Consider the following 24036-nt stretch of genomic DNA (forward strand, 5'->3'; position numbering starts at 1 on the left):
TTCACGTACAACGGGAACTCATGGGCGGTCGGCCGGTGCGTCGATACGTCCGCCCGTCGCCCTCGGCGTGGTGCGCTCGGTCAGCCGCGCGAGGCGAGCCAGCATGGTGCGGTGGCGGATCTGGATCAGCGAGTCCAGCAGAACGTTGTGGAGTGTGCCGCCGATGCCGCGCAGCGGGTGTTCGTCGACGGTCACGAGCGTCTTGTCGCCCCACGACCGGATGTCCAGGGCGATGCGCGCCGAACCCAGCGGACCGGCTTCGGCCTCCAGCTCCAACATCCGGGGCCTTTCGATGCGCCGGACCACCGTGCGCCCGGTGAACTCCTTGGGCCCCAGCCGCACGCTGTAGGTGATCGAGGAACCCAGCTCGGGCCAGTCGCCCTGCTCCCTGCGCGACCCGGAGGTCCCTACCACCCAGTTCCCGTACAGGCTTTCGTCCTCCAGCACCGCCCACACGGCGGACGGGGGACGGTCGATGAGATGGTGCCGGGCGGCCATGTTCCTCCTCGGTACGTCGGTCGGAGCGTCCCGAACGCCGGACGCCGTGCCGCTACTGGGTACCACCGATAGGGAAGAACAAACCCGCCGTTCGCGGACCGGCGGGCCCGCGCGGGTTTCCGACGCCCAGGCGTTTCGCGACCCGCGATCGGTCTACCCGTACGGAGTGGCGGCACCCCGCCGCACCGGAGACCTACTCGCTGGGAGGCGCTCATGACCACCGTGGTCGAGGACATGCTCAACACCTACCCCGCCGACCTGGGCGGGGTGGACCGCCAGAAACTCGCCCGCTGTATCGAGGAGTGCCTCACCTGCGCCCAGGCGTGCACGGCCTGCGCCGACGCGTGTCTGTCGGAGGAGGCGGTCGCCGAGCTCACCAAGTGCATCCGTACCGACACGGACTGCGCCGACGTCTGCGGAACAACCGCGGCCGTGCTCTCGCGCCACACGGGGTACGACGCGAACGTGACCCGCGCGCTCCTGCGAGCCTGCGCCATCGTCTGCAAGGCCTGCGCCGAGGAGTGCGAGGCCCATGCGGACCGGCACGATCACTGCCGTGTCTGCGCCGAAGCATGCCGGCGCTGCGAGCAGGCGTGCGACGACCTCCTGTCCGCGCTGGGCTGACCGCTCGTCGGTCCGGGGCGGACACACGCCTGGCGGGCCACCTGGAGAACATCGACGACGGTCAAGAACGGAAGGGAGCGCAGGATGGCGAAGAAGAAGAAGCTCTCCGAAGGCGACGATGTCGTCTGGCAGAGCCACGGGCAGGACGTCGAGGGCACCGTGACCGGGGAGATCGAAGAGCGGACCGAGAGGGCCGGCCGGACGGTCGACGCCTCCCGGAAGGAACCGCAGTACGAAGTACGGAGCGACAAGACGGGCAAGAAGGCCGTCCATCGCCCGGAGTCACTGGACAAAAAGAAGGACAGAGGCCGGTCGTGAGAGACGAGCGCGGACGGTGAAGGGGCTCGACGCCTTCGGGTGCCCCGGTCAGCCGCGGCTACACACGCGCCGAGCCGCACGCCAAGTCGCACGCCGCCGCGTGTCCGGATGCGGTGTTGATCCCGTTTGGGGTTCCCGCGAAAGGGAACTCGGCTTGGCGGCCGAGCGGTGGGCGAGTTTCCCCTCCCATCCCGAGTCGCTCACGTTTGGCCAGCATTCGTACGGGTATGCGAGTAATGCGCTTCGGACATGAGGCGCGCCCGTGGGAGTTCCGGGCGGCTTCCTGTCCGACTCCGCGCGCTCCTACGGCGACTCAACGTAATCGTCGAGGAGTGAACTCGTATGCAGGCTGCACCTGGCCACGAAGGACGCACGGACGGGGACGACTCGGCCGCGCACGAGGCTCTCCAGCGGCTGAGCGCGCTGCCTCCGGGCCGGGAGCGGGACGAGCTGCGCAGCGATCTGGTCTGTGCGTGGCTGCCCATGGCTCACCGGATAGCGTCACGGTTCCGCGACCGGGGGGAGGCGATGGACGATCTTCGACAAGTCGCCGCCATGGGCCTCGTCAAGGCGATGGACCGCTACGACCCGCTCCGCGGCAAGGCGTTCGAGACGTACGCGGTTCCGACCATCACGGGCGAGCTGAAGCGGCACTTCCGCGATCACACCTGGGGTGTCCACGTACCGCGCCGCGTCCAGGACCTGCGCAACCAGGTCAGGACGGTCCGGCGTGATCTGAGCCAGACCGCGGGCGGGCGCGCGCCGACCTGCGCGCAGATCGCCTCCGCGGCCGGGCTCAGTGAGGAGGACGTGCTGCTGGGCATGGAGGCGCTGGAGAGCTACAGCGCCCTCTCCCTGGACGCCGAACCGGCCGGTGGGGAAGGCGGCAGCACGCTGTCCGAACGGCTGGGGTCCACCGATCGGGCCCTGGACGTCGCCGTCGACCGGGAAGCCGTGAAGCCGGCCCTGCGCAAGCTGCCGGAGCGGGAGCGCACGATCCTCTACCTCCGCTTCTTCCGCGACATGACGCAGGTGAGCATCGCCGCACGCCTCGGCATCTCCCAGATGCACGTCTCACGCCTGCTCAGCCAGTCCTGCGAGCGGCTGCGCGACGACGCCCTCCAGGGAGCGGCATGACCGCCCCCACGCCGCTTCCCCGCCGACGGGGCGACCGGCGGCCGGTTGTCCCGCTCAAGCCCACCGTGCCGGCAAGCAGGCCATGAGGACGGCGCTCGCCCGCGTGACCCCGCGCATGCACCGGCCCGACACGTACCAGGTGACGCAGTCCCTGAAGGCGGCCGCCGCGGCCATCATCGCCTGGGCGCTGACGGGCTGGTGGCTGACGGCGCCCATGGCGCTGATGGCTCCCTGGGCGGCTGTGGCGCTGGTGCAGGGGACCGTCTACCGGTCCGTGCGCACCGCGACCCAGCTCCTCCTGATGATCACGGCCGGAACCCTGCTCGCCGCCGGTGCCGCCGCCCTCACGGGAAACACGATGGCCGCCATGGTCATCGCCCTCCCCCTCACCGTGCTGCTCGGCAACCTGGCGCCCGTCGGCGGCCAGGGCCTGTACGCGCCGACCACCGCCCTCTTCGTGCTGGCCTACGGCTCGTACTCGTTGCCGGCCGTCGGGCACCGGCTGCTGGAGACGGCCGTGGGAGCCGCGGTGGGCATCGCGGTGAACGCCGCGGTCCTGCCGCCGGTCCACTCGCTCCACGTCAGCAGGCTGGCGTGTGCGCTGCCGCGCGACTGCGCGGAGCTGCTGCGCGACATGGGCGACGGCATGCGGGACTACGACGCAGAGCGGGCGGAGCACTGGCACCGCGGCGCGCACGACCTGCTGGCCGCGCTGTCCGAGCTCCACGCGGCCCGGGGCTGGGACTCCGAGAGCTTCCGGCTCAACCCCGGCCACCGGCTCCGCCGCCGGACGCCCGCTCCGTCCACCGCGTGGGACATCGTCTGGGCCCGGGTGGCGAATCGGCTGCTCTCCCTCACCCTGACGCTGTGGGAGACCGCCTCCGAGCAGCGGGGCCTGCCCCTGCCGCCGCACCGCGCCCTGGCCGATGCCGGCCGGCTCCTGTCGGCCGCGGCGGAGGTCTGTTCCGCCGACGAAGCCATCATGGCGCACGGCGCGGACGAGGAGTGGTGCGGCCGGAGGAACGACGCCCTGGCCGATGCCCACCGGGCCCTCGCCGGCCTGAAGGAACACCTGCACGGTCAGGGCCCCGAGGTCGGGGCCGCGCTCGGCAGCCTGACGGCCGACTGCCAGGCGCTGCTCGACGACCTCGCACCCGATGGAGCGGACGCGGACGTTCCGCCCGCCCGTGTACGACGAGGAGAGGGACCCCTCTGATGCCATCGCCCCTCGACACCCGGTTGCACGACCTGCTCGGGCCCCGCGGCGGAACGGGGCGCGTCCTCGTCACCGGCTGGTTCAGCTTCCTGGACGGCGAGGTCACCGCCGGCGACGCTCTCGCCCAACGGGCCGTCTCGGCCTCGCTCGACCGGCTGGGCATCGTGCACGACACCGCGTGGAGCCCGGCATTCGTCCCCGGCGGACTGAGCCTCGACGATGCGCTCCCGTCGCGTTATGAGCAGCTCCTGTTCGTGTGCGGCCCGGTCCACGGTGCACCGTTCACACGGCTCCATGAGCGTTTCGCCTCCTGTCGCCGCGTTGCCGTCGGCGTGAGCGTGGTGGATCCCGACAGCCGGGCGGTCCGAGGTTTCCACCGCGTCCTGGCCCGCGACGGACCGGACGCCGCCGCGCTGCCCGACCTCGCGACGGACGCGCCGGTCTCGGCTGCCGCTCCCGTCGTGGGGGTGGCTCTCACGTACGGCCAGGGCGAGTACGGCGACCGCCGCGCCCACGACCGTGTGGCCGGGATGCTCCTCCCCTGGCTGGCCCGTCAGGACTGCGCGCGGATCGACGCCGACACCCGTCTGGCCCACGACGACTGGCGCCATTGCCGCACGCCGGATCAGTACCTCTCCCTGATCGGACGGCTCGACCTGGTGGTCACCGACCGGCTGCACGGCCTGGTGCTCGCTCTGCGGGCCGGCGTCCCGGCCCTCGCGGTGGACCCGGTGCTGGGCGGCGCCAAGGTCACGGCGCAGAGCGGGATCCTGCGCTGGCCGGCGACGGTGGGCAGTGAGAATCTGTCGACCGAGCTGCTGGACCACTGGTGGAACTGGTGCCTGTCCCCCGCGGGCAGCGCCGCCGCACGTCGACGGAGTGCGCGCCTGACCGCGGTGTCCGGCCGGCCGATGGAGACCGGGCGATCCGCACGTTTGCCTCCGGGTGACGGTGGTACCCGCCCGACGCCCGGAGCGGGAGCGGGCCCCCGCCCCTCCCCGACACCGCCCATGGAGGAGACATGACCGACGACAGCGTCCCGGTCGCCCTGGTGACCGGGGCGGACTCGGGCATCGGCAGAGCGGTCGCCGTCCGGCTCGCGCGGCAGGGGATGGACGTGGGCATCACCTACCACCGCGATCGTCGGGGCGGCGAGGACACCGCCGCCGAAGTCCGCGCCGCCGGCCGGCGTGCCGCGATCGCCCGGCTGGACCTCACCGAACTGCCGGCCGCCGCCGACGTGGTGGATGCCCTGGCGGACGAGCTGGGCCGGATCGACGTACTGGTCAACTGCGCGGGCACCGGAACATCCACCCGGTTCCTCGACCTGGACCACGCGACCGTGCGGCAGGTGATCGACGTGGACCTCATCGGCCCCTTCCTGTGCTCGCAGCGTGCGGCCCGCCGCATGATCGCCCAGGGGGACGGCGGGCGCATCGTGAACATCACCTCGGTGCACGAGCACCAGCCCCGGGTCGGCGCCGCCCCCTACTGTGCCGCGAAGGGTGGGCTCGGCCTTCTGACGCAGGTGATGGCCCTGGAGCTCGCCGAGTACGGCATCACGGTGAACGCGGTGGCCCCCGGGGAGATCGCGACGCCGATGACGGGCCAGGAGGACACCGAGGTGAAGGGCGTGGACCGGCCGGGCATCCCGCTCGGGCGGCCCGGCGACGCCCGGGAGGTCGCCGCCGTGGTCGCCTTCCTCGCCGGACCGGAGTCGTCCTACACCACCGGAGTCTCCTGGGCGGTGGACGGCGGAATGCTGCGCATGGGGCCTCAGGCGGGCTCCCACCTGCGCTCCGACGACTGGCGCCGCCCCTGACGCGACCGCCCGCCCCAGCCGGCACCCGCCCGCGCGCACCACGGAGGAACCATGGTCGACAGCACTCTCCCGCTTCTTCTCCAGGGGTACGCCTGGCTTCCCGACCGCAGGCGCCGCAGCGGCGGAGCGCCTGTGCGTACGCGCCTCCTGGGCAAGAAGGCCATCGCCCTGCACGGCCCGGCCGCGGTGCGGTTCTTCTACGACGAGAAGCACATCCGGCGCCACGACGCGCTGCCCCAACCGGTGATCGACACGCTGTTCGGCCGGGGCGCGGTCCACACGCTGGACGGCGAGCGCCACCGGGTACGCAAGGCGCTGTTCACCGGCCTGCTCAAGGACCCGTCGGCGGTGCGGGACCTCTCGCGACAGGTGGGCGGGGAACTGGAACGGGCACGGCCGCAATGGTCGCGCGAGGACCGCGTCGTGCTCTTCGACGAGTTGGCGAAGGTGCTCACCCGCGCCGTGCACGCCTGGGCCGGCGTCCCCCTGGACGAGAACGCGCTGACGCGCACCGCGCGCGACCTGATCGCCATGGTCGACGGCTTCGCCGCCGTCGGCCCCCGCCATCTCGCGGCACGACGGGCCCGCGGGCGCCAGGAGGAGCGGCTGGCATCCCTGATGAAGGCCGCTCGCGCTGACGCCGGTCCTGGCGACGACGGTCCCGGCCCCACGGTGTTCCGGACGATCGCGGAACACCGGAACGCGGACGGGTCGCCGCTCACGCCGCGCACCGCCGCGGTCGAACTGCTCAATGTGCTGCGGCCGACGGTGGCCATCACCTGGTTCGCCGTGTTCGCCGCGCATGCGCTGCACCGTCACCCCGGACACCGGGAGCCCCTGGCAGGCGACGACGGCCCCGAGTTCGCTCGGGCGTTCGCCCAGGAGGTGCGCCGGTTCTACCCGTTCGCCCCCTTCGTGGGAGGCCTGGCCGCCGAACGGCTCGAGTGGGCCGGGCGGACGATCACCCCCGGCACGATGGTGCTGCTGGACCTGTACGGGCTCGATCACGACCCGGATCTGTGGCCCGAGCCCTATCGCTTCGACCCGTCGCGCTTCCTGGCGGGCCCCACTCCGGCCGACGCGCTTGTCCCCCAGGGCGGTGGCCCGGTGGACGGCCACCGTTGCCCTGGGGAGAACGTGACCGTCGCCGTCCTCGCGACGGTGGCCCGTTTCCTGGCGCGGCTGCCGTACGTCGTCACCGAGCAGGATCTGCGGATTCCGCTGCGGAGGATCCCGACGGCCCCCCGCAGCGGATTCGTCATCAGCGATGTCGCGGCACCGTCTGCCGCGGGCCCCCCGGAGAGGGCGACCCCCGTCTGACCCGCACGGCGTGGCCTCTCCTCGGCCATCGCGCCGCTGACGAGCCGTCGATGCGGGAGGCGACGGGGGGCTGAGCGGGTACGGCGGCTCCGTGCCATGCCCGCAGCACAGAGCCGCCGTACCCCGCTCGTCAGATCGCGGCGTCGTCAGATCGCGGCGGGGAAGCGCTCCCAGACCCGGTGTGCGCCCAGGAGCTCGGCGACCCGGTCCATGACGGTGCCGGGGCTGTCGCCGGTCACCACGCCGGGCCGGGTGGCCGGTGCCCCGGCCGCCTCCAGCACGCCGGCGACCTCGCCCCAGCCGCCGACGGCCTTCCCGTGCCGGAACGCCTCGGACAGAAGCAGCAGAACGCGAGGATCGGTCGCCACTCCGTTCGCGGCCTCCGGCCCGGCGGCCTTCGCGTCACGGGCGCCGTACGCGTCGTCCCCCCGCCCGGGGGCGCCCGCCAGGAGCACCGCGTCGAACTCCACGGAGCGGGCGTTGGCGAACGTCCGCTGCACGGTGACCGGGTCCCCGTCGGCATCGAGCACTCCGCCCTGCGGAGCGATGACCAGCGGGACCATGCCGGCACGCAGCACCGCGTCGCGCACCGAGCGGACACCGGCGAGGTCGCCTTCCCGGTCCGTGACGATGCCGACGACGCGTCCGTCCGTGGGCCAGACCTCGCCCACCTGCGACAGTGCCGGGCTGGGTTCCGGCGAGCCCAACGGTTCCGTGGCCCGCGGAACGGGCAGACCGAGGCCGGTCGCCACCTGTTCGCAGAGCACGGGGTCGATGTTGGCCAGTACCTTCAGGGCCCGCTCCTTGACGGCCTGCTCGTAACACTTGCTCAGCTCGAAGGTGTAGGCCGCGATGATGTGCTCCTGCTCCACCGGCGTCATGCTCAGCCAGAACAGCCTGGGCTGGGTGAAGTGGTCGGCGAAGGAGGCCGGGGCCGCGCGCCTCCTGCTCGCCTCGGGCACCGTGACCGGAGTCTCGATGAAGGCTCCCGTGTCCGCCCCGGCGAGAAACGGGCAGCCACCGTCGAGCGAGTTGGGGCGGTACGGCGCGACACCCCGGTGAACCGCGCTCTGGTGCATCCCGTCCCGCAGCATGTCGTTGACCGGCGCATGGGGACGGTTGACCGGCAGCTGGGCGAAGTTCGGGCCGCCCAGCCGGGAGATCTGCGTGTCCAGGTACGAGAAGAGCCGCCCGGCGAGCAGCGGGTCGTCGGTGACGTCGATGCCGGGCACGAGGTGGCCGACGTGGAAGGCGACCTGCTCCGTCTCGGCGAAGAAGTTCGACGGGTTGGCGTTCAGCGTGAGCAGGCCGATCGGCTGCACAGGGGCGAGCTCCTCGGGGACGATCTTCGTCGGGTCCAGGAGGTCGATGCCCTCGAACGACTGCTCGGGGGTGTCCGGGAAGGTCTGGATGCCCAGCTCCCACTGGGGAAAGGCTCCGGCCTCGATGGCGTCGGCCAGGTCCCGGCGGTGGAAGTCGGGGTCCACACCGTTGATGATCTGTGCCTCCTCCCAGAGCAGGGAGTGCACGCCGAGCTTGGGCTTCCAGTGGAACTTCACCAGGGTCGTGGAGCCTTCCGCGTTCACCAGGCGGAACGTGTGGACGCCGAAGCCCTCCATGGTCCGGTACGACCGGGGGATCCCCCGGTCGGACATGTTCCACAGGGTGTGGTGCGCGGCCTCGGTGTGCAGGGTGACGAAGTCCCAGAAGGTGTCGTGCGCGCTCTGCGCCTGCGGGATCTCGCGATCCGGATGCGGCTTTCCGGCGTGGATGATGTCGGGGAACTTGATCGCGTCCTGGATGAAGAAGACGGGGATGTTGTTGCCGACGAGGTCGAACACGCCTTCCGCGGTGTAGAACTTCGTGGCGAAACCGCGTGTGTCCCGGACGGTGTCTGCCGACCCGCGGGAACCGAGCACGGTCGAGAACCGCGTGAAGACGGGAGTCTCGACTCCCTCGGCGAGGAATGCCGCCTTCGAGACGCCGGTGGCGGTGCCGTAGCCCACGAACACGCCGTGTGCGGCCGCGCCCCGGGCGTGGACCACGCGCTCGGGGATGCGCTCGTGGTCGAAGTGCGTGATCTTCTCGCGCAGGTGGTGGTCCTGAAGAAGCACGGGGCCCCGCTCGCCCGCCTTGAGCGAGTGATCGGTGTCGTACAGACGGGCGCCCTGGGCGGTGGTCAGGTAGGCGCCCGACTGGGCCATGCCGGCCTGGTCGACGGCGAGATCCTGGCCGGTAGGGCTCATCGGCGCCGGGCCCCGCTGGTCGTGCTTGGGCGGCAGCGGCTCCCGTGGCCGGGTGGGCTCGTCGACCGGAGGCGACTGCGGGCCCGGTTTGCCGGGGACCCCGCCCTCGGGTGATGAGGAGACGCCCAGGATGTCGGCGGCCTTCTCGGCGGCGGCTTTCAGAGGGTTCTTGTCGCTCATGACAACTCCGTATGTGAAGTGGAAGTCGCGGGCGGATGACGTGACGTCCGCCGTCCCACGGGACGGCGGGAGACAGACGGGCCGCCGAGTACCCGGGCCGCCCCCCTTCACACGGCGGATCTTCCTGGTACGCCCGACCGAGTACGGCTGACGTGCGCCCGGGCGGCGACGTCGGCGTCACCCGGGGCGCGGGCGTCCAGTGCTGGGGGGCTTCTCCCGTGCACCCGGTTCGGATGCCGTGTGCTCACGGATACGGCGGCAGGACTCCGTGATGAGGCGGGACACGTGCATCTGGGACACGCCCAGTTCTGCGGCGATGGCGCTCTGCGTCAGGTCGGCGAAGAAGCGCAGGTAGAGAACGCGCTTCTCTCGCTCCGCCAGACAGAGGATGCCGGGCCTCGCCGTTTCGCGGTCGAGCACGAGGTCGAAGGCCTCGTCGACGGCGCCCAGGCTGTCGCCGAGCAGCGCGTCACCGTCTCCGGCGGCGATCTCGGCGTCGATGGACAGGGCGCTGAAGCCGTGCAGTGCCTCGTTTCCCTGGCGCACCTCGTCCTCGCTCAGGCCGGTGTGCTCGGCGATGTGGGCGAGCGACGTCGGGAGGCCGGCGGCGGCCAGCTCGGCTCGCGCGAGGCGGACGATGTTGCGCAGGTTCTGGATCCTGCGGGGGACGTGCACGGTCCACATGCGGTCACGGAAGTGCCGCTTGATCTCGCCGGTGATGGTGGGGATGGCGAAGGGCGCGAAGGCGGGGGTGACAGCGGGGTCGTAGCGGTCGACGGCGTTGACGAGCCCGACGGCCGCCACCTGTCGCAGATCCTCCAGGTTCTCACCACGATTGCGGTAACGGGCCGCCAGGCGGTGGGCCATGGGGAGCCAGGCACAGATGATCCTGCCCCGCAGATGTTCCTTGACCGGCCCGTCGGCCAGTTCGGCGAGCCGCCGGAAGTCCGCTGCCGTGTCGGGGTCGTCGGCATACCGGCTGTCGACGGCCATGGCCTTCTCACTCCTCGGCGTTCAGGGGTCGTTGACACCGGGAGGAGCGTGGGGGAAGTGACGGGCACACCCGTGCACGTCGCCCACGGCGTCCGTCGCCGGGACAGTGCCTCACCTCCAAAGCACACGGTGGCCCTGCCACTCGGCAGGGCCCGCGAACCGCACCGGCCGACTCGACCACCCGGCCGGTCGACACCGACCAGGCTGTCGGCCTACGCGGGGCGCCTGCCTTCCGTCCCGGAGCAGAGCGGTGTGTCCGTGGTCGGCTCAGCGGGCACGGGTGTGGCTGATCGCGGTGTACAGGGCGCGGCGTGTCGCCGGGGGCAACGGGCTGCCGTGGAAGCTCTCGACGAGTTGGTGCGCGACGTCCCGCAGCTTGATGTTGCTGTTCTGGGACGCGGCCACGAGTACGTCCCAGGCCTGTTGGCTCGTGCAGGGCGTCGAGGCGATGAGGATGCCCCGGGCGATGTCGATGACGGGGCGGCTGCTGAGCGCGGCGCGCAGCCCTTCCAGCTCGCTCCGCAGGGCGGCGAGGTCCGCCCCCGGCGGGCCGACGGTCTGCGCGGGCGTTCCTCGGCCCGACGGCACGACCCGTGTGCTGTCGACCCGTGTGCTGTGGTCCTGTTCGTCGAGTGGTTCTCGCACGTCTGCTTCTCCTTCCCGGCTATCCGCCCCCCCTGTTCACCGGGCTCGACCTGGCAGCTCGACCTGGCAGGCAGCGAGGCACCGGACGACGTTCCTCGCGGCGGGCGCCCCGGAAGTGGGTAGGGGCCCCTGCGGGGGGGCGTCGCAGGGGCCCCGGGGGCAGGTGCGGCTCATGGGGCGAGCACACCCGCCGGTGAACCCCGGGCACGGCGACGGCCGTCGTGGGGTTCTAGCCGCGGCTGGCTGACTTCTTCGCCCGGCCGACTTGTCGGTGGAATGACGGAACGGTGTGCCCGGTACGTCCCTCCACCGCACGGAGCATAGGCAGGGCCCGGGAGCACGTGGAATCCGACACGCTGCCCGACTCGGCCCCTGCCCTGAAGGATCGTTTCGCCTGCCGGCTGTGGCCAGGAACGCCTACGACCGATGGCCGTGTCGGACGACGGGGAGGGCCTGGCCGCGGTGGCTCGGCACGGCGCTCTTCAGAACGCTGGCCCCGGATGCGGTGATCACGGGCCCGGCCCCGGAGCCGCACTGAGGGCTGTCAACCCACGTAGCGCCGGGCGGGCGACGTGCGCCGGGCCCGCTCCAGCGCCCGCAGTCGCTCTTCGAGATCGCGGGGCACCGCCGCACGCTGACGGAGGACCCAGGGCAGCCCCGCCGCCGCTTGGCCGAAGGCCCGCAGGGAAGCCACGTCCCGGGGGACGGTCCGCAGCAGGTGGGCGGTACGACGCAGCGCGGAGGGCCAAGGGCGGCGGAGCCAGGTGAACCACAGGGTGTTCCGCAGTCCCAGGGTCCGCCGTGCGGTGCTGTCCCGGACCGGAGAGGCCGCATGGTGGATCAACAGCTCGGGCACATAGCTGAGCCACCATCCCTGCCGGAGCAGATCGGTGGCCAGCAGCTCCTCCTCGCCGCCCAGCCACAGGCCGCGGTGGAAGCCGCCGGCGGACCGGAAGGCGTCGGTGCGCATCACGGTGGCGGCGGCGAGGAACGAACCGAGAGCGGGCCCCGGCAGCCAGGCGGGCCCCTCCAGCGGTGAATCCCGCAGCTCCGCCACGACGGGGTCCTCGTCCCCCGACGGTTCGACGACGATGCGTGCGGTGACCGCCGCCAGCGGCGGCAGCCGGTCGAGGAGGTCGGCCGCGTGCCGCAGCGAGCCGGGCTCCCACCAGGTGTCGTCGTCGCAGAAGGCCACATAGGGAGTGCGTACGTGCTCGACCGCCAGGTTGCGGCCGACTGCGCCGAGGTTGCGGCCCGGGGTCAGCAGGGTCATCTCCGGGAACAGGCGTGTCACCGCCTCAGCGGTGCCGTCCCGGGAGTCGTTGTCCGTGATGACGACCTCCGGAGCCTCCGGCAGCGCGCGTAGGGCTCGCAGCGTACGCAGGAGTTCGGGGCGACGGCCGTGGGTGATCACCACGACCGTGACGCGGTCGTCGCTCATACGGCCGTTCCCCTCTCCGCGGCCCTGCTGAGGCCCTTCCTCGTCGCGCGGGCGTGCCTTTCCAGCACCCGCACGCGCTGTTCGGTCCGCGCGGGCAGCCGGCGGCGCTGCCGTACGGCGCGCGGCGCGCGGGCCAGCGCCCCTCGCAGCGCCGTGGCGGCGCCGTCCTCGCGCAGGAACGTGGCGATGCCCAGCTCCAGGGTGTGCCGCAGGGCCACGTGGGCCGGCCGGCGCAGCCAGGCGGTGAGCAGGGCGTTGCGACGGAGGAGAGCGGTTCGGCCGGGTCGTGCGCCCGGGTCGGGGTGATGGTGAGCGGTGACCGAGGGGTCGTAGGAGACGCCCCAGCCGGCGGCTGCCAGGTCGTAGGCGAGGAGGGTTTCCTCCGCGCCGAAGAAGAGCAGCGGGTGATAGCCCCCGACTTCCAGGTAGGCCTGTCTGCGTACGACGCAGGCACAGCCGAGGAAGCCCAGAACGGGGCGGCCCGGCAGGCCGGGTTCGGGGGGAAGGGGCGAATGCGCCAGCAGGTCGTTCAGCGGGTCCTCCCGCTCGTCGGGGCCCACCAGGCTGCGGGCCGCCAGCAGGCCCAGGTGCGGATAGGTGTCGAGGAGGTCGGCGGCGCGCCGCAGGGAGCCGGACCCCCACCAGGAGTCGTCGTCGCTGAAGGCGACGTACGGAGTCGTGGCGTGGCGTACGGCCAGGTTGCGGCCCAGCGCCCCGGTATTGCGGCCGGGCTGCAGCACCCTGGCGCCGATGCGGTGGGCGCGGAGAGCAGAGGTCACCGCGGGGTCGTCGCCGTTGTCGACGACCACGACGGGCGGCCGCTCGGGCAGCTCGGCCAGCCGGTCGAGGGTACGCAGGGCGCCTGCCGCCCGGTTCCTGGTGATCATGGCGACGGTCGTCCGGGCGTCGGTCTGTTCAGCGGTCCCGCTGGAACGCTCACCCACGGCGGTTCACCTCCATGACCCCGTCCGGCACGCTCCGGTGCTCCGCCCGCCCGCGGCGGACCTGGCCCAGGACGGAGGCGAGCACCTCGACGGTGCCGATCCGCAGGAGCGCGGGGTCCGGAACGGCGCCGTGCGGGTCGCCCGGCGGGCCCGGGTGCCACAGGGCCGTGTGCCGCGGGCCGGGCGGCGGCCCCCACAGACGGGGCGCCACGGGGCCGAACAGGGTCACCGACGGCGTGCCGTGGGCGACGGCGAGATGGGCGGGCCCGGTGTCACCGCTGAGGAGGCAGACGGCGTCGGCCACCAGGGCGGACAGCTCCGCGAACGGCAGCCCACCGGACAGGGCGTCCCGCCGTCCGATGCCCGCGGCCCTGGCCAGGTCCGTGACCAGTCCGTCCTCCCCCGGCCCGCCGGTGACCACGACGCGGCAGCCTGCCGCCAGCAGGCGGCGCACGACGGTCGCGTAGTGACGGACCGGCCAGCGTCGGGCGGCCGCTTCGGCGCCCGGGTGCACCACGACGGCGCCGGGGGCCGGCGAGGGGCCGACGGGCGACGGCAGCCGGACATCGGTCGGATCGGCCTTGATGCCGTACGCCTCCAGGAGTCGGCACCAGCGTTCACGCTCGTGATCCTCCCGCCGCCATACGGGCGGCGCGGCCGGCGCCCCGGGCGCGGAAGGGGAGGCGTACGCGATGATGCGGCGCGGTCCGAGGGCGGAGAGCGCGGCGAGGCTCTCGGGTCCGTTGCCGTGCAGGTCGACGGCGACATCCGGCGGGCCCCCGTGCCAGCCGGTGAGGGTGGGGACCCCGCGTCCGGGCGCCTGGGCCGGAAGGATGCCGTCGACGGCTCCTGTCGCCAGGGCCGCGTCCCGCAACGGGGCGGGGACGGCGAGCACGATCTCGTGACCGGGGTAGGCACGGCGCAGCGCTCTCAGGGCAGGCACAGCGGTGAGCAGGTCACCGAGCCCGAGGGCGCGCAGGACGAGTACCCGGGGGCGGGCGGCGGACATGGCTGTCACCTTTCGGCCGCACGGGCGCGGCCGGCGGGCCGCTCCGCCGGGTCGAGTGCCGCCTTGGCCGCGAGTTCGGTGGTGGAACGGCCGTCGAGGTAGGGCAGCAGGACGACCTCCCCGCCCCAGCTGCCCACCAGCGGCGCCTCGGGAAGCTGAGCGAGTGCGTAGTCCCCGCCCTTGGCCCAGATGTGGGGGCGCAGCTCCTTCAGTAGCCGCTCGGGGGTGTCCTCGTCGAAGACCGCGACCGCGTCGACACAGCTCAGGGCCCGGAGGACCCGGACGCGGTCGGCGACCGGCACGAGCGGCCTGGTCGCGCCCTTGCGCCGGCGGACGGACGCGTCGGAGTTGACGCACACGATGAGGCAGTCGCCGATGCGCCGTGCCTCTTGGAGCAGAGCGACGTGGCCCGCGTGCAGCAGGTCGAAGCAGCCTCCCGCCGCCACGACGGTTCCGCCCCGCGTGCGGACCCGGTCGGCGAGCAGCGCCGGTTCCGGGTGGGGAACGGTCTCCGAGGTCGGTGGGTCCGGATCCTGGTCGTGCCGCAGGCCGGCGGCGCCGCCGTCGGTGACGTACCGCGTGGCGGCGTGCACCGCCCCGTGCACCGCCTTCTCCGGCAGCGCGCCGTCGGCCAGCAGCCCGGCAGCGGTCGCGGCGAAGCGGTCACCGGCTCCGCAGGCGTCGCCCGGCGCGCAGTGGGGTGCGGGCACCAGCAACGGAGCGTCCCCGTGGGAGAGCAGCGCCCCGTCCGGTCCCAGGGTCACCGCGACCGAGTTGACGCCCCAGCTTCGGATCAGCCGTCGTGCGTCCTCCGCCGCGTGGTGCAGCTCGGGCCGTGGACGGTCCGGCCCGCCGTCGCAGCGGGCACCGCCCCCGGCCGTCACCTCCTCCGTGCGAGCGGCGAACGCGCGGGCCTCGGCCGCGGAGGGCGTGACGAGCCTGGTCCCTTTCACCGGCGGCCCGCCCCTGGGGTGGGGGTCCCAGACCACGGGCACCTTGCGGGCGGCCCGGGCGAGCGCCTCCCGCAGGACGTCGGCGGTGCCCCGGCCGTAGTCGGCGACCAGGATGGCCGAGGCGGCGCCGACCGCCTCCCTCGCCTCGTCCGTCGCCCCGGCCGCGCGTCCGTCGCCGTCGTCGAGCCTGAGCACCGGCACGCCCTGGGCCAGGATCCGGGTCTTGCAGGCCAGTTCGCCGGTCAGGGGGATCTCGACGAGGCGGACGCGGTCGTGCAGCAGGCGCCGCAGCGTACGGGCGGCCTCGCCGTCGCCCAACGCCGTCACCAGGGTGACGTCCCGGCCGTCGGCAGCCGCGAAGCAGGCCGCCAGCGCCGCGCCGCCCGGTCGGGTGCCGCGGCGGGCTCCGTGGACCACCGGGACGGGGGCGTCGGGGGCGAGCCGGTCGGCCGTGCCGGACAGGTCGTGGTCGAGGAGGGCGTCCCCGACGACGAGCAGCGGGGCCGGTGCGGTCACAGCGCGCCTCCCTCGACGGCCACCGCGGGGGGCGAGGACCGCCGGGAGGCCGCCGCGTTCTCCTCGCACCTCTGGTCGAACGCCTCGCAGAGCATGTGGACCGCTACCAGGTGCAGCTCCTGAACGGTGGCCGAGACAGGGGCGTCCACACACACCGCCTCGTCGCAGGCCGCTTCGAGCGGGTTGGGTGCCGGGCCGGTCAGGGCCCAGACGGTCATGCCGATGCGGCGGGCCTCGGCGGCGGCCGAGAGGAGGTTGGCGCTGGCGCCGCTGGTCGACAGGAGCATCAGTACGTCGCCGGGACGGCCGTGCGCACAGGTCTGCCGGGCGAAGACCTCCTGGACGCCGTAGTCGTTGGCGATGGCGGTCGTGGAGGAGGTGTCGGCGTGGAGGGCGAGCGCCGAGAACGGCGGCCGGTCCTCCCGGTAGCGGCCCACGAGTTCGGCGGTCAGGTGCTGGGCCTGCGCGGCGCTGCCCCCGTTGCCGGCGACGAGCAGTCTGGCCCCGCCGCCGAGGCGGCCGGCCAGCTCGCCGCCCCAGCGGTGGACGACGGAGCAGGAGCTCCGGAACGCGGTGAGGGCTTCCATGAGGTCGTCGCAGTGCTGAGCGTTGCGGGTGGGGTTCATCGGACGGCTCCCGAGAGTGAGGCGGAGGCGCGGACGGCGCTGTAGACGCGCGCGACTCCGTCGGCGACACGGTCCCAGCTGTAGTGCGCGAGAACGCGTTCACGGCCTGCCCTGCCGTAGCGGGCCAGCCGTTCCGGATCGTCGAGCAACGCGACGATGACCTGGGCGAGGTGTGACGGGTCGTCGGCGGGCGGCACCAGGGCGCCGGTGACGCCGTCCACGACGGTGTCGAGGTGACCGCCGACGGCGGTGGCGACCACCGGCGTCCGGCAGGCCATGGCCTCGATCGGCACGATGCCGAAAGGCTCGTAGTCGGGCAGCGACAGGACCAGGTCCGCGCCCGACATCAGCCGGGGCATCCGGTCGTGGGCCACCGCGCCGAGGAGGGTGACCCGGTCGGCGACGCTGTGCTCCTCGGCGACCTTCCTGAGTCGCTCCGCCTCCGGCTCGGCGAACAGCAGATCGGCCTCCGGCCCGCCGGCGATGAGGAGTTCGGCGTCGGGTACGGCGGCGAGCGCGGCGATCGCGCGATCGAATCCCTTGCGCCGTACGAGTCGGCCGACCGCCAGCAGCCGCCGGGGCCCGGCAGCCGCACGGGCGATGTCGGCGACCGGTGCGAAGTGCCGCGGGTCCACACCGCAGGGCACGACGGAGACGCGGTCGCGGTCCACCCCCATCGCGATGAGCTCGGCGACCTCGTCCGCACAGGTCGCCAGCACGCGGCGGCACGCTCTGCCGATCGCCGCCTCGATCGCCAGACGCCGCGGTGGGCTCGTGTCCTCGCTTCCCTGATGCCGCTTCTTCACCGTGCCGAGCGCGTGGTACGTCTGCACCACGGGGATCCCCAGCCCCCGGGCTCCGGCCAGTGCCGCCGTGCCGGACATCCAGAAGTGGGCGTGCACCACATCCGGCGGGGCGGCCCTCCAGCGGTTCGCGAGGAAGGACCCGAACTCCGGCATGCACGGGAGGAGTTCGTCCTTGGGGACACGCATGGCCGGTCCGGCGGGAACGTGGACGACCTTCACGCCGCCCGCCGTGGTCACTTCGAGGGGCAGGTCGCGGGCGTCCCGGCGGGTGTAGACGGTGACGTCGTGGCCGCGCAGGGCGAGGTGGTCGGCGAGCTGGGCGACGTACACGTTCTGCCCGCCGGCGTCCGGTCCGCCGAGGTCGGCCAGCGGACTGGCGTGCTCCGAGACGAGAGCGACACGCGGCGGGGCCGGTCGGACGGGGCTCATCGCGTGACCTCTTTCATCAGGTGTTCCCAGTCGTCCAGGAAGCGCTGCACCCCGTACCGGGCCTGTACGGCCGCCCGGGCCCGTTCCCCCGCGTAGGCAGCCTGGGCCGCGTCAGCGAGGAAGGCGCGTACCGCTTCGTCGAGGACCTCCGGGCGGTTGGACACGACCCCGGCGTCGTCGGGCACGGCCTCGCGCACCTCGGTGGTGTCCAGGGCGACCACGGGCATTCCGAGGAACATCGCCTCCAGCAGCGACAGGCCGAGCGACGTCCACCGCACCGGGTGGAGGTAGAGACGGCAGCGGGCCATGGCGGGGTGCAGTTCACCCTGCGGCAGGTCGCGCGCGCGGACGCGGTCGGGTGGCAGCCCGAGGTGGACGGCGAGCCCTTCGGTGCGCATCCCGAAGACGTCCAACGGAGCGATGGCGGCGAAGTGCGGCAGCAGATCGGTCCCGGTCGTACGGCCTCGGCGCACCGGGTCGTTGACCACCACCGCGGCCCTCGTCTCCGCGCCGGTCCACAGCGGCCCCGGGTCGATGACGCCGTGCTCGATCACCGCGGTGGGGGCCCGGCCGCTGTCCCACATCAGCCGGTTGAAGTGGGTGACGTGGACGAGGGGGATGTCATTCCGGTCGGCGAGCGGATGTCGGGTGCCGACGGGCGCGCCGTCCGGGCTGTTGTGCTCGACGTAGACCGCCGGAACGTCGATGCCCGGCCGTCGCCCGGTCCACGCGTGGGCCAGGGAGATCTCGTGCGGTCGCTGGAGCACCATCAGGTCGATGTCCTGCTCGCCCAGCTCCTGCGGGGTCACCTCGACCACGTTGGGTGGCCACTGCCACGTGGCCGCCCGGCCGAGGCCGTCGGGCCCACGGTCCGGGGTGACGGGCACGAGGTAGGTGTGCGGTCCCTGGACGAACGAGGTGGCCCAGGAGCCGTGGACGTGCCAGATGAGGATGTTCATGCGTGCTCCTCGATGAGTTCCCGGACGGCTCGTACGACGTCCTCGGGGGTGACGTCGTCGAGACAGGGATGGCCGGGGACGGGGCAGTGGCGGGCGCGGCTGTCGGCGCACTTCGCGGACTGGTCGCCCAGCAGGACGGTCGGCACCCCGAAGGGGGCCCACCGTTCGGCCGGGACCACGGGGGCGAAGAGGGAGACGACGGGGGTGGAGACGGCGGCGGCCAGGTGGGCCGGTCCGGTGTTGCCGCTGACCAGCGCGTCGGCGTTGCGCAGGACGCCTGCCAGCGTCCGGGGGTCGGTGCGGCCGCCGAGGTCGAGGGCCGCCTCACCGCTGACGTGCCGGGTGAGGGCCGTCTCGTCCGGGCCGCCGGTGACGACCACGCGGTGGCCCGCGTCCGCGAGGCTCCGCACGGCGGCGGCGCAGCGCTCGGGGCTCCAGGCGCGGGCCGGTGCGCTGGCGCCGGGATGGAGCACGACGTAGGGGCCGTTGCCGGTCAGCGGCACGGTGTCGGGGGCGGGCAGCACGCGGAGCCGCCCGTCGTCGCCGGGCGGCGGGGCGAAGCCCATGGCCACGGCAGTGTCCAGCGCCGCCTCGGCCTCGTGGCGGTCGGGAAGTCTGTGGTGCCGGACGTCGAGCAGACGGCCGGGGTGGTCGGTGCTGTCGGCGCCGATGCGTGGGACCCCGGCCATCCTGAGCAGCAGGGCGGTGGGCAGCGGACTCTGGTGGAACGAGGTGAGGACGAGCGCGCTGTCGTACGCCTCGGCGCGTAGCCGCCGGACCATCCCGTCGATGTCGGCGGGGTCCACCGGCGGAGGTTCCACTCCCTCCCAGGGCGCGTCCCAGACCAGTACGTCGTCGACCCCCGGAAGCAGCCGGGCGGCGGCCTCGCCGCGGGGGCCGCAGAGCAGTGTCACGTGGGAGGCGTGGGCGGCGACCGCGCGGACGGCCGGGCCCGCCAGCAGGACGTCGCCGAAGCTGTCCAGCCGCACGACCATCGCTTTCACCACACGTCCCCCTCGCGCTCCAGTACCAGCCGGACGGCGCCCAGCACATCGGGGGCTGTCCAGCGTTCCCGCTCCACCTCCGAAGGCAGCGTCGCCGCGTTGGGGACGAGGACACCCCGTGCTCCGGCCGCCCGGGCCGCGAGGACGTCGGCGCGGATGTCGCCGATCACCACGCACGCGGTCGGCCGCACACCCAGTCGGCGGGCGGCCTCGACGACGAGTCCCGGTCTCGGTTTGCGACAGCCGCACCGGTCCTCCGGGACGTGCGGGCAGTACACCCAGGTACCGAGCGCGCCCAGGAGTTCGTCGGCCCGGCGGTTGACCCGGACGACGTCGTCCTCGGAGATCAGCCCTCTGCCGATGCCCGACTGGTTGCTGACCACCCCGGTGGCGACCCCTCTGGCGCGCAGCAGTGCGACCGCCTCGCGGGCGCCGGGCAACAACCGCACCTTCTCCGGGTCGCCGTTGTACGGGACGTCCTCCACCAGGGTTCCGTCCCGGTCGAAGAGGACGGCGGAGACCGGGCGGGGGGCCGGTCGCAGGCTGCTCATCGGGCGCCTCCCACGGGCTGGGCGGCGCGGTGCCTGAACCGGCCGCTGAGGCGGTGCCAGCACGCCAGGGGAGGGATGAGCACGCTCGTGACGACCATCGTGACCACCTCCTGCCGGGTACGGGGGCCGGGGGCGATGCGTGCCCGGGCGAACTCCGCGGTGGCCGCGGCCCAGAGTCCGGTGGCGAGCAGGGCGGGCCGGTGGCGGCGCGCGGCAGCGCTGAGGACGGCGGCTCCCGCCAGCGCGGTGATGGCGGTGTGGCCGGGCAGGCGGCCTCGTGGCGCCTGGGCCCGGTCCCACCAGCCGGTTCCGTGGAGGCGGTTCATGAGGGCGTCGTCGGCGTTTCCGCGTTGGGCGCGCACCGAGGCCCAACGGTCGCTCGGACGGACCGGGTGGAAAGTGACGCGTTCGCCCCGTCGCAGCGACCAGCCCGCCTCCATGACGCGCAGGGCGAGGTCGGCGTCCTCGCGGAAGGCGCGCGGGAACCTCTCGTCGAAGCCGTCGGCCTCTTTGAGCGCGGTCTGCCGGTAGGCCATGTCGGCGGTGGCCCAGGCGGCCCCTTCCAGACCGGCGGTGCCCCGCTCCCAGTCCGTGGGCCTGCGGTGCGCGGGCAACGGCACCGACAGCCGGCCCTGCACTCCCCCGGTGCCGTCACCGGCCGCCGCGAGGTCCTCGGCGAGCCGGTCGCGCCAGTCGGGCGACACCTGGACGTCGTCATCGAGGAAGACCACCCAGGGGGCGTTCACCGTTCGCCAGCCGGCGTTCCGTGCGGCGGCCGGGCCTCGACCGCCGGTGGCGACGGAGCGCGCCCGGAGGTCTCCGGCGGACCCCAGCGGCAGGGCGCTGCCGGGCGCGGGCCGGTCGTCGACCACGACGACCTCCGTCGGCGGCGGCCCCTCGCACGCGGCCAGGGCCCGTAGACAGTCCTCCAGGCAGGGCCGGCCGATGGTGGGAACGACCACCGCGTATGCAGCGTGTTCATGGGGCCGGTTCACGCGAACGCCCTTCCGCGCCGCACCGCGAACGGTCCGAGCGCCAGCAGGTCCACCGGGGCGGACCCGAAGCACTCCAGCGCGTCACGGGGGTCGTCGACCATGGGCCGGCCGGCCGTGTTGAGGCTGGTGTTCACCACGACGGGCAGACCGGTGCGCCGTTCGAAGGCGGCGAGCATGCGGGCCACGAGGGGCTCTGCCTCGGCGCTCACGGTCTGGGCGCGGGCGGTGCCGTCGACGTGGACGACCGCGGGGATGCGCTCTCGCCACTCCTCGGCGACCTCGTGGACGAAGAGCATGTACGGGCTCGGCACCGGCCCGTCGAAGAGCTCGGCCGCCCGCTCCTCCAGCACCATGGGCGCCACCGGCCGGAACTCCTCACGCCCCTTGACCGCGTTCAGCCGTTCCAGGTTCGCGGCCCGCCCGGGGTGGGCCAGCAGGGAGCGGTGTCCGAGCGCCCGGGGCCCGAACTCGGAACGCCCCTGGAACCACGCGACGATTCCGTCCCGGCTCAGCTCCTCCGCCACCGTCTCGGCGATGTCGTCGGGTTGCTCGTACGGCACGGCGGCCCGCTCCAGCCAGCCGCGCAGTTCGTCGTCGCTCCAGCCGCGCCCGAGCGCGGCGGTCGGCATCGCCTCGACCGGCTCCTTCTCGTTCGCCACGTGGAGAGCGGCCCCCAGCGCGGTACCGGCGTCGCCCGCCGCGGGCTGCACCCAGATCTCCCGGAAGGGGCTCTCGCGGTACAGGCGGGTGTTGGCCACGCAGTTCAGTGCGACTCCGCCGGCGAGGGCGAGCACGTCCTCGCCGGTGCGGCCGTGCAGCCACCACGCCAGCTCCAGGAGGACCTCCTCCAGCCGTGCCTGGGCGCTCGCGGCGACGTCGGCGTGCTCCTGCGTCCAGGGAGCGCCCGGGGCCCGCCCCGGCACCAGGGACTGCCACGGCACCGTGCGGGCGGTGAAGCCGCCCGCGCCGTCGGTGTGGACGAACTCCCGCAGCCGGTCGACGAACCGCGGCTTCCCGTAGGAGGCGAGAGCCATGACCTTGAACTCGTCGCTGCTCCGCAGGAAGCCGAGGTGCTGGGTGAGGTCCTCGTAGAACAGGCCGACGGAGTCCGGGAGCCGCTGCGAGGCCAGGACGGTCAGTTGACGGTTGACATAGCGGCCGGAGAGGTGGGAGCCGCACTCCCCTCGTCCGTCGAGCACGAGCACCGCGCAGTCGGGGTGCGGCGACGCCTGTCCGGCGGACGCGGCGTGGGCGACGTGGTGCGGGACGAAGCGAACCTTCCCGGCGTCGAGTCCCGGAAGGGCTTCGGCGAGGAACTCCGGCGCACGGCGTGCGTACTCCTGGCGCAGGTGGTCCCACGGGTCGTCGAGGCCCAGCCGGTCGGCGGGAGCGGCGAGGCCGGGGTCGTAGGAGTAGGCGACCACATCGAGATCGCAGGGGCGCAGGCCTGCCTGTTCGAGGCACCACCGGGCACTCAGCTCGGGCAGCTCCCATGCGGAGAACGGGACGGGGCGCTTGCCGTGCTTGCGACGGCTGAAGCGCTCCTCTTCCGCGGCGGCGACGATGGCGCCGTCGACGACCAGGGCGGCGGCCGGGTCGTGGAAGAGTGCGTTGACGCCGAGGACGCGCATGGAAACCTCCGTCAGTCTCGCGGGGCGGGGGACGCGGGGGCGGAGAAGTGGGCGATGGTCCGCTTGATGCCCTCTTCCCAGCCCACCCGCGGCTCCCAGCCCAGGAGTTCGCGGGCCAGCGTGGTGTCGGGCCGGCGCCGCTCGGGGTCGTCCTCGGGGCGCACGATGAAGGTGAGCGGGGAGGTGGACCCGGCCAGCGCGATCACCCGGCGGGCGATGTCCAGGACCGTGGCTTCGTCGCCACCGCCGATGTTGACGGGTCGGACGGCCTGGCTGGCCGCCACGCGCAGCACGCCGTCGACGGTGTCGTCCACGTAGCAGAGCGAACGGGTCTGGCTGCCGTCGCCCGCCACGGTCACGGGGTCGCCCGCGAGCGCCTGGCAGACGAAGGTCGGAACGGCCCGGCCGTCGTGGGCGCGCATACGCGGCCCGTAGGTGTTGAAGATCCGCACGATGCCGGCGTTCATGCCCTTCGTCCCGGCGTGGGCGGTGACCAGCGCTTCGGCGAACCTCTTGGACTCGTCGTACACGCTGCGCGGTCCCACCGGGTTGACGTTGCCCCAGTAGTCCTCGCGCTGCGGATGGACGAGAGGGTCACCGTAGACCTCGGACGTGGAGGCGAGCAGGAAGCGGGCGCCGTCGCGGTGCGCGATCGTCAAGGCGTTGCGGGTGCCGAGGCTGCCCACGTCCATGGTTTCCAGCGGGTGGCGCAGGTAGTCGGCGGGCGAGGCCGGGCACGCGAAGTGCAGGACGAGGTCGTAGGGGCCGGTCAGTTCGTCCGCCGTCCGGCCGGACGAGACGTCGCAGTGTACGAACCGGAACCCCTGACGGCCTTCCAGATGGGCGATGTTGTCCATGCACCCGGACAGCAGGTTGTCCACGCAGTCGACTTCGACTCCCGAATCCAGCAGCCGCTCGCACAGATGGGAGCCGAGGAATCCGGCGCCTCCGGTGACGACGGCGCGACGCCAGGGGGCTGGTGTCGTCATCAAGGACATGGGTCCGCCTTTCGTCCGTGCAGGGGTGTCACACACGACTCCTGGGCAGCGCCGGACCGTTGACGGTTAAGGGACGGCAAGGGCCGGGCCGGGATGCACCGCCGGACGATGCGGCGCCACGGCGGGCGGTACCAGGACGCCCGCCGTGGTCCCGACGGGCTCGGCGGGCTGAGTT

23 protein-coding genes are annotated in these 24036 nt (G+C 73.3%); 7 read left to right on the forward strand and 16 right to left on the reverse strand.

All coding sequences use genetic code 11. From position 1 onward, the window contains the following. Nucleotides 1–18 precede the first annotated feature (18 nt). Nucleotides 19–498 carry an SRPBCC family protein gene (locus tag N7925_RS02545; protein WP_274342873.1) on the reverse strand — a complete coding sequence of 160 codons (480 nt, stop codon included), beginning with the start codon at nucleotides 496–498 and terminating at the stop codon, nucleotides 19–21. A 213-nt stretch (nucleotides 499–711) separates the two neighbouring features. Here N7925_RS02545 and N7925_RS02550 point away from each other — a divergent pair, with 213 nt between their 5' ends. From N7925_RS02550 to N7925_RS02580, 7 genes are all read left to right on the forward strand, one after another. After that, nucleotides 712–1122 carry a four-helix bundle copper-binding protein gene (locus tag N7925_RS02550; protein WP_265597849.1) on the forward strand — a complete coding sequence of 137 codons (411 nt, stop codon included), beginning with the start codon at nucleotides 712–714 and terminating at the stop codon, nucleotides 1120–1122. A gap of 84 nt (nucleotides 1123–1206) precedes the next feature. Next, entirely contained in the window at nucleotides 1207–1440 is a 234-nt protein-coding gene (locus N7925_RS02555; protein ID WP_274342874.1) for a DUF2945 domain-containing protein, read from the forward strand. A 342-nt stretch (nucleotides 1441–1782) separates the two neighbouring features. Further along, the gene (locus N7925_RS02560) at nucleotides 1783–2577 is read left to right on the forward strand and encodes a SigB/SigF/SigG family RNA polymerase sigma factor (protein ID WP_274342875.1); all 795 of its coding nucleotides are present in this window, start codon (nucleotides 1783–1785) and stop codon (nucleotides 2575–2577) included. Nucleotides 2578–2659: 82 nt separating this feature from the next. Continuing rightward, on the forward strand, nucleotides 2660–3793 hold the full coding sequence (locus tag N7925_RS02565) for an FUSC family protein (protein ID WP_265597852.1): 1134 nt from the start codon (nucleotides 2660–2662) through the stop codon (nucleotides 3791–3793). Continuing rightward, entirely contained in the window at nucleotides 3793–4818 is a 1026-nt protein-coding gene (locus N7925_RS02570; protein ID WP_274342876.1) for a polysaccharide pyruvyl transferase family protein, read from the forward strand. Before N7925_RS02565 ends, N7925_RS02570 begins: the two co-directional genes overlap by 1 nt. Continuing rightward, the gene (locus N7925_RS02575) at nucleotides 4815–5615 is read left to right on the forward strand and encodes an SDR family oxidoreductase (RefSeq protein WP_265597853.1); all 801 of its coding nucleotides are present in this window, start codon (nucleotides 4815–4817) and stop codon (nucleotides 5613–5615) included. Before N7925_RS02570 ends, N7925_RS02575 begins: the two co-directional genes overlap by 4 nt. A 51-nt stretch (nucleotides 5616–5666) precedes the next feature. Continuing rightward, nucleotides 5667–6935 (forward strand): cytochrome P450, encoded by a 1269-nt coding sequence (locus N7925_RS02580; protein WP_274342877.1) that lies wholly within the window; start codon nucleotides 5667–5669, stop codon nucleotides 6933–6935. A 146-nt stretch (nucleotides 6936–7081) separates the two neighbouring features. On the opposite strand, the gene N7925_RS02585 is transcribed toward N7925_RS02580, so the two are convergent. From N7925_RS02585 to N7925_RS02655, 15 genes are all read right to left on the reverse strand, one after another. Then, a complete protein-coding gene (locus N7925_RS02585) occupies nucleotides 7082–9361 on the reverse strand; it encodes a catalase (RefSeq protein WP_274342878.1) in 2280 nt (759 codons plus the stop codon). Nucleotides 9362–9538: 177 nt separating this feature from the next. Beyond that, entirely contained in the window at nucleotides 9539–10354 is an 816-nt protein-coding gene (locus N7925_RS02590; protein ID WP_274342879.1) for a SigB/SigF/SigG family RNA polymerase sigma factor, read from the reverse strand. 267 nt (nucleotides 10355–10621) lie between these two features. Next, nucleotides 10622–10999, reverse strand: coding sequence for an ANTAR domain-containing protein (locus N7925_RS02595; protein WP_274342880.1), 378 nt, complete (start codon nucleotides 10997–10999; stop codon nucleotides 10622–10624). Nucleotides 11000–11543: 544 nt separating this feature from the next. Next, a complete protein-coding gene (locus N7925_RS02600) occupies nucleotides 11544–12440 on the reverse strand; it encodes a glycosyltransferase family 2 protein (RefSeq protein WP_265597858.1) in 897 nt (298 codons plus the stop codon). Continuing rightward, nucleotides 12437–13327, reverse strand: a complete 891-nt coding sequence (locus N7925_RS02605; RefSeq protein ID WP_274346384.1) for a glycosyltransferase family 2 protein — start codon at nucleotides 13325–13327, stop codon at nucleotides 12437–12439. The genes N7925_RS02600 and N7925_RS02605 overlap by 4 nt, the downstream gene beginning before the upstream one ends. A 49-nt stretch (nucleotides 13328–13376) precedes the next feature. Next, a complete protein-coding gene (locus tag N7925_RS02610; RefSeq protein WP_265597859.1) occupies nucleotides 13377–14393 on the reverse strand; it encodes a glycosyltransferase family 9 protein in 1017 nt (338 codons plus the stop codon). Nucleotides 14394–14398: 5 nt separating this feature from the next. Further along, complete coding sequence (gene rfaE2 / locus N7925_RS02615; protein WP_265597860.1) at nucleotides 14399–15862, reverse strand: D-glycero-beta-D-manno-heptose 1-phosphate adenylyltransferase; 1464 nt, start codon at nucleotides 15860–15862, stop codon at nucleotides 14399–14401. Beyond that, nucleotides 15859–16488: a D-sedoheptulose-7-phosphate isomerase gene (locus N7925_RS02620; protein WP_274342881.1), complete on the reverse strand. Its 630-nt coding sequence runs from the start codon at nucleotides 16486–16488 to the stop codon at nucleotides 15859–15861. Before N7925_RS02620 ends, rfaE2 begins: the two co-directional genes overlap by 4 nt. After that, nucleotides 16485–17723: a glycosyltransferase gene (locus N7925_RS02625; protein ID WP_274342882.1), complete on the reverse strand. Its 1239-nt coding sequence runs from the start codon at nucleotides 17721–17723 to the stop codon at nucleotides 16485–16487. The genes N7925_RS02620 and N7925_RS02625 overlap by 4 nt, the downstream gene beginning before the upstream one ends. Next, nucleotides 17720–18682, reverse strand: coding sequence for a glycosyltransferase (locus tag N7925_RS02630; protein WP_265597863.1), 963 nt, complete (start codon nucleotides 18680–18682; stop codon nucleotides 17720–17722). The genes N7925_RS02625 and N7925_RS02630 overlap by 4 nt, the downstream gene beginning before the upstream one ends. Next, complete coding sequence (locus tag N7925_RS02635; protein ID WP_265603728.1) at nucleotides 18679–19686, reverse strand: glycosyltransferase family 9 protein; 1008 nt, start codon at nucleotides 19684–19686, stop codon at nucleotides 18679–18681. The genes N7925_RS02630 and N7925_RS02635 overlap by 4 nt, the downstream gene beginning before the upstream one ends. After that, the gene (locus N7925_RS02640; protein ID WP_265597864.1) at nucleotides 19683–20237 is read right to left on the reverse strand and encodes a D-glycero-alpha-D-manno-heptose-1,7-bisphosphate 7-phosphatase; all 555 of its coding nucleotides are present in this window, start codon (nucleotides 20235–20237) and stop codon (nucleotides 19683–19685) included. Before N7925_RS02640 ends, N7925_RS02635 begins: the two co-directional genes overlap by 4 nt. Next, on the reverse strand, nucleotides 20234–21199 hold the full coding sequence (locus tag N7925_RS02645; RefSeq protein ID WP_331615446.1) for a glycosyltransferase family 2 protein: 966 nt from the start codon (nucleotides 21197–21199) through the stop codon (nucleotides 20234–20236). The genes N7925_RS02640 and N7925_RS02645 overlap by 4 nt, the downstream gene beginning before the upstream one ends. Nucleotides 21200–21228: 29 nt before the next feature. Next, the gene (locus N7925_RS02650) at nucleotides 21229–22863 is read right to left on the reverse strand and encodes a carbamoyltransferase family protein (RefSeq protein WP_265597866.1); all 1635 of its coding nucleotides are present in this window, start codon (nucleotides 22861–22863) and stop codon (nucleotides 21229–21231) included. Nucleotides 22864–22874: 11 nt separating this feature from the next. Further along, nucleotides 22875–23861, reverse strand: coding sequence for an NAD-dependent epimerase/dehydratase family protein (locus N7925_RS02655; RefSeq protein ID WP_274342884.1), 987 nt, complete (start codon nucleotides 23859–23861; stop codon nucleotides 22875–22877). Nucleotides 23862–24036 lie beyond the last annotated feature (175 nt).

Origin of the sequence: Streptomyces sp. CA-278952 (assembly GCF_028747205.1) — a bacterium.
Classification (GTDB): domain Bacteria; phylum Actinomycetota; class Actinomycetes; order Streptomycetales; family Streptomycetaceae; genus Streptomyces.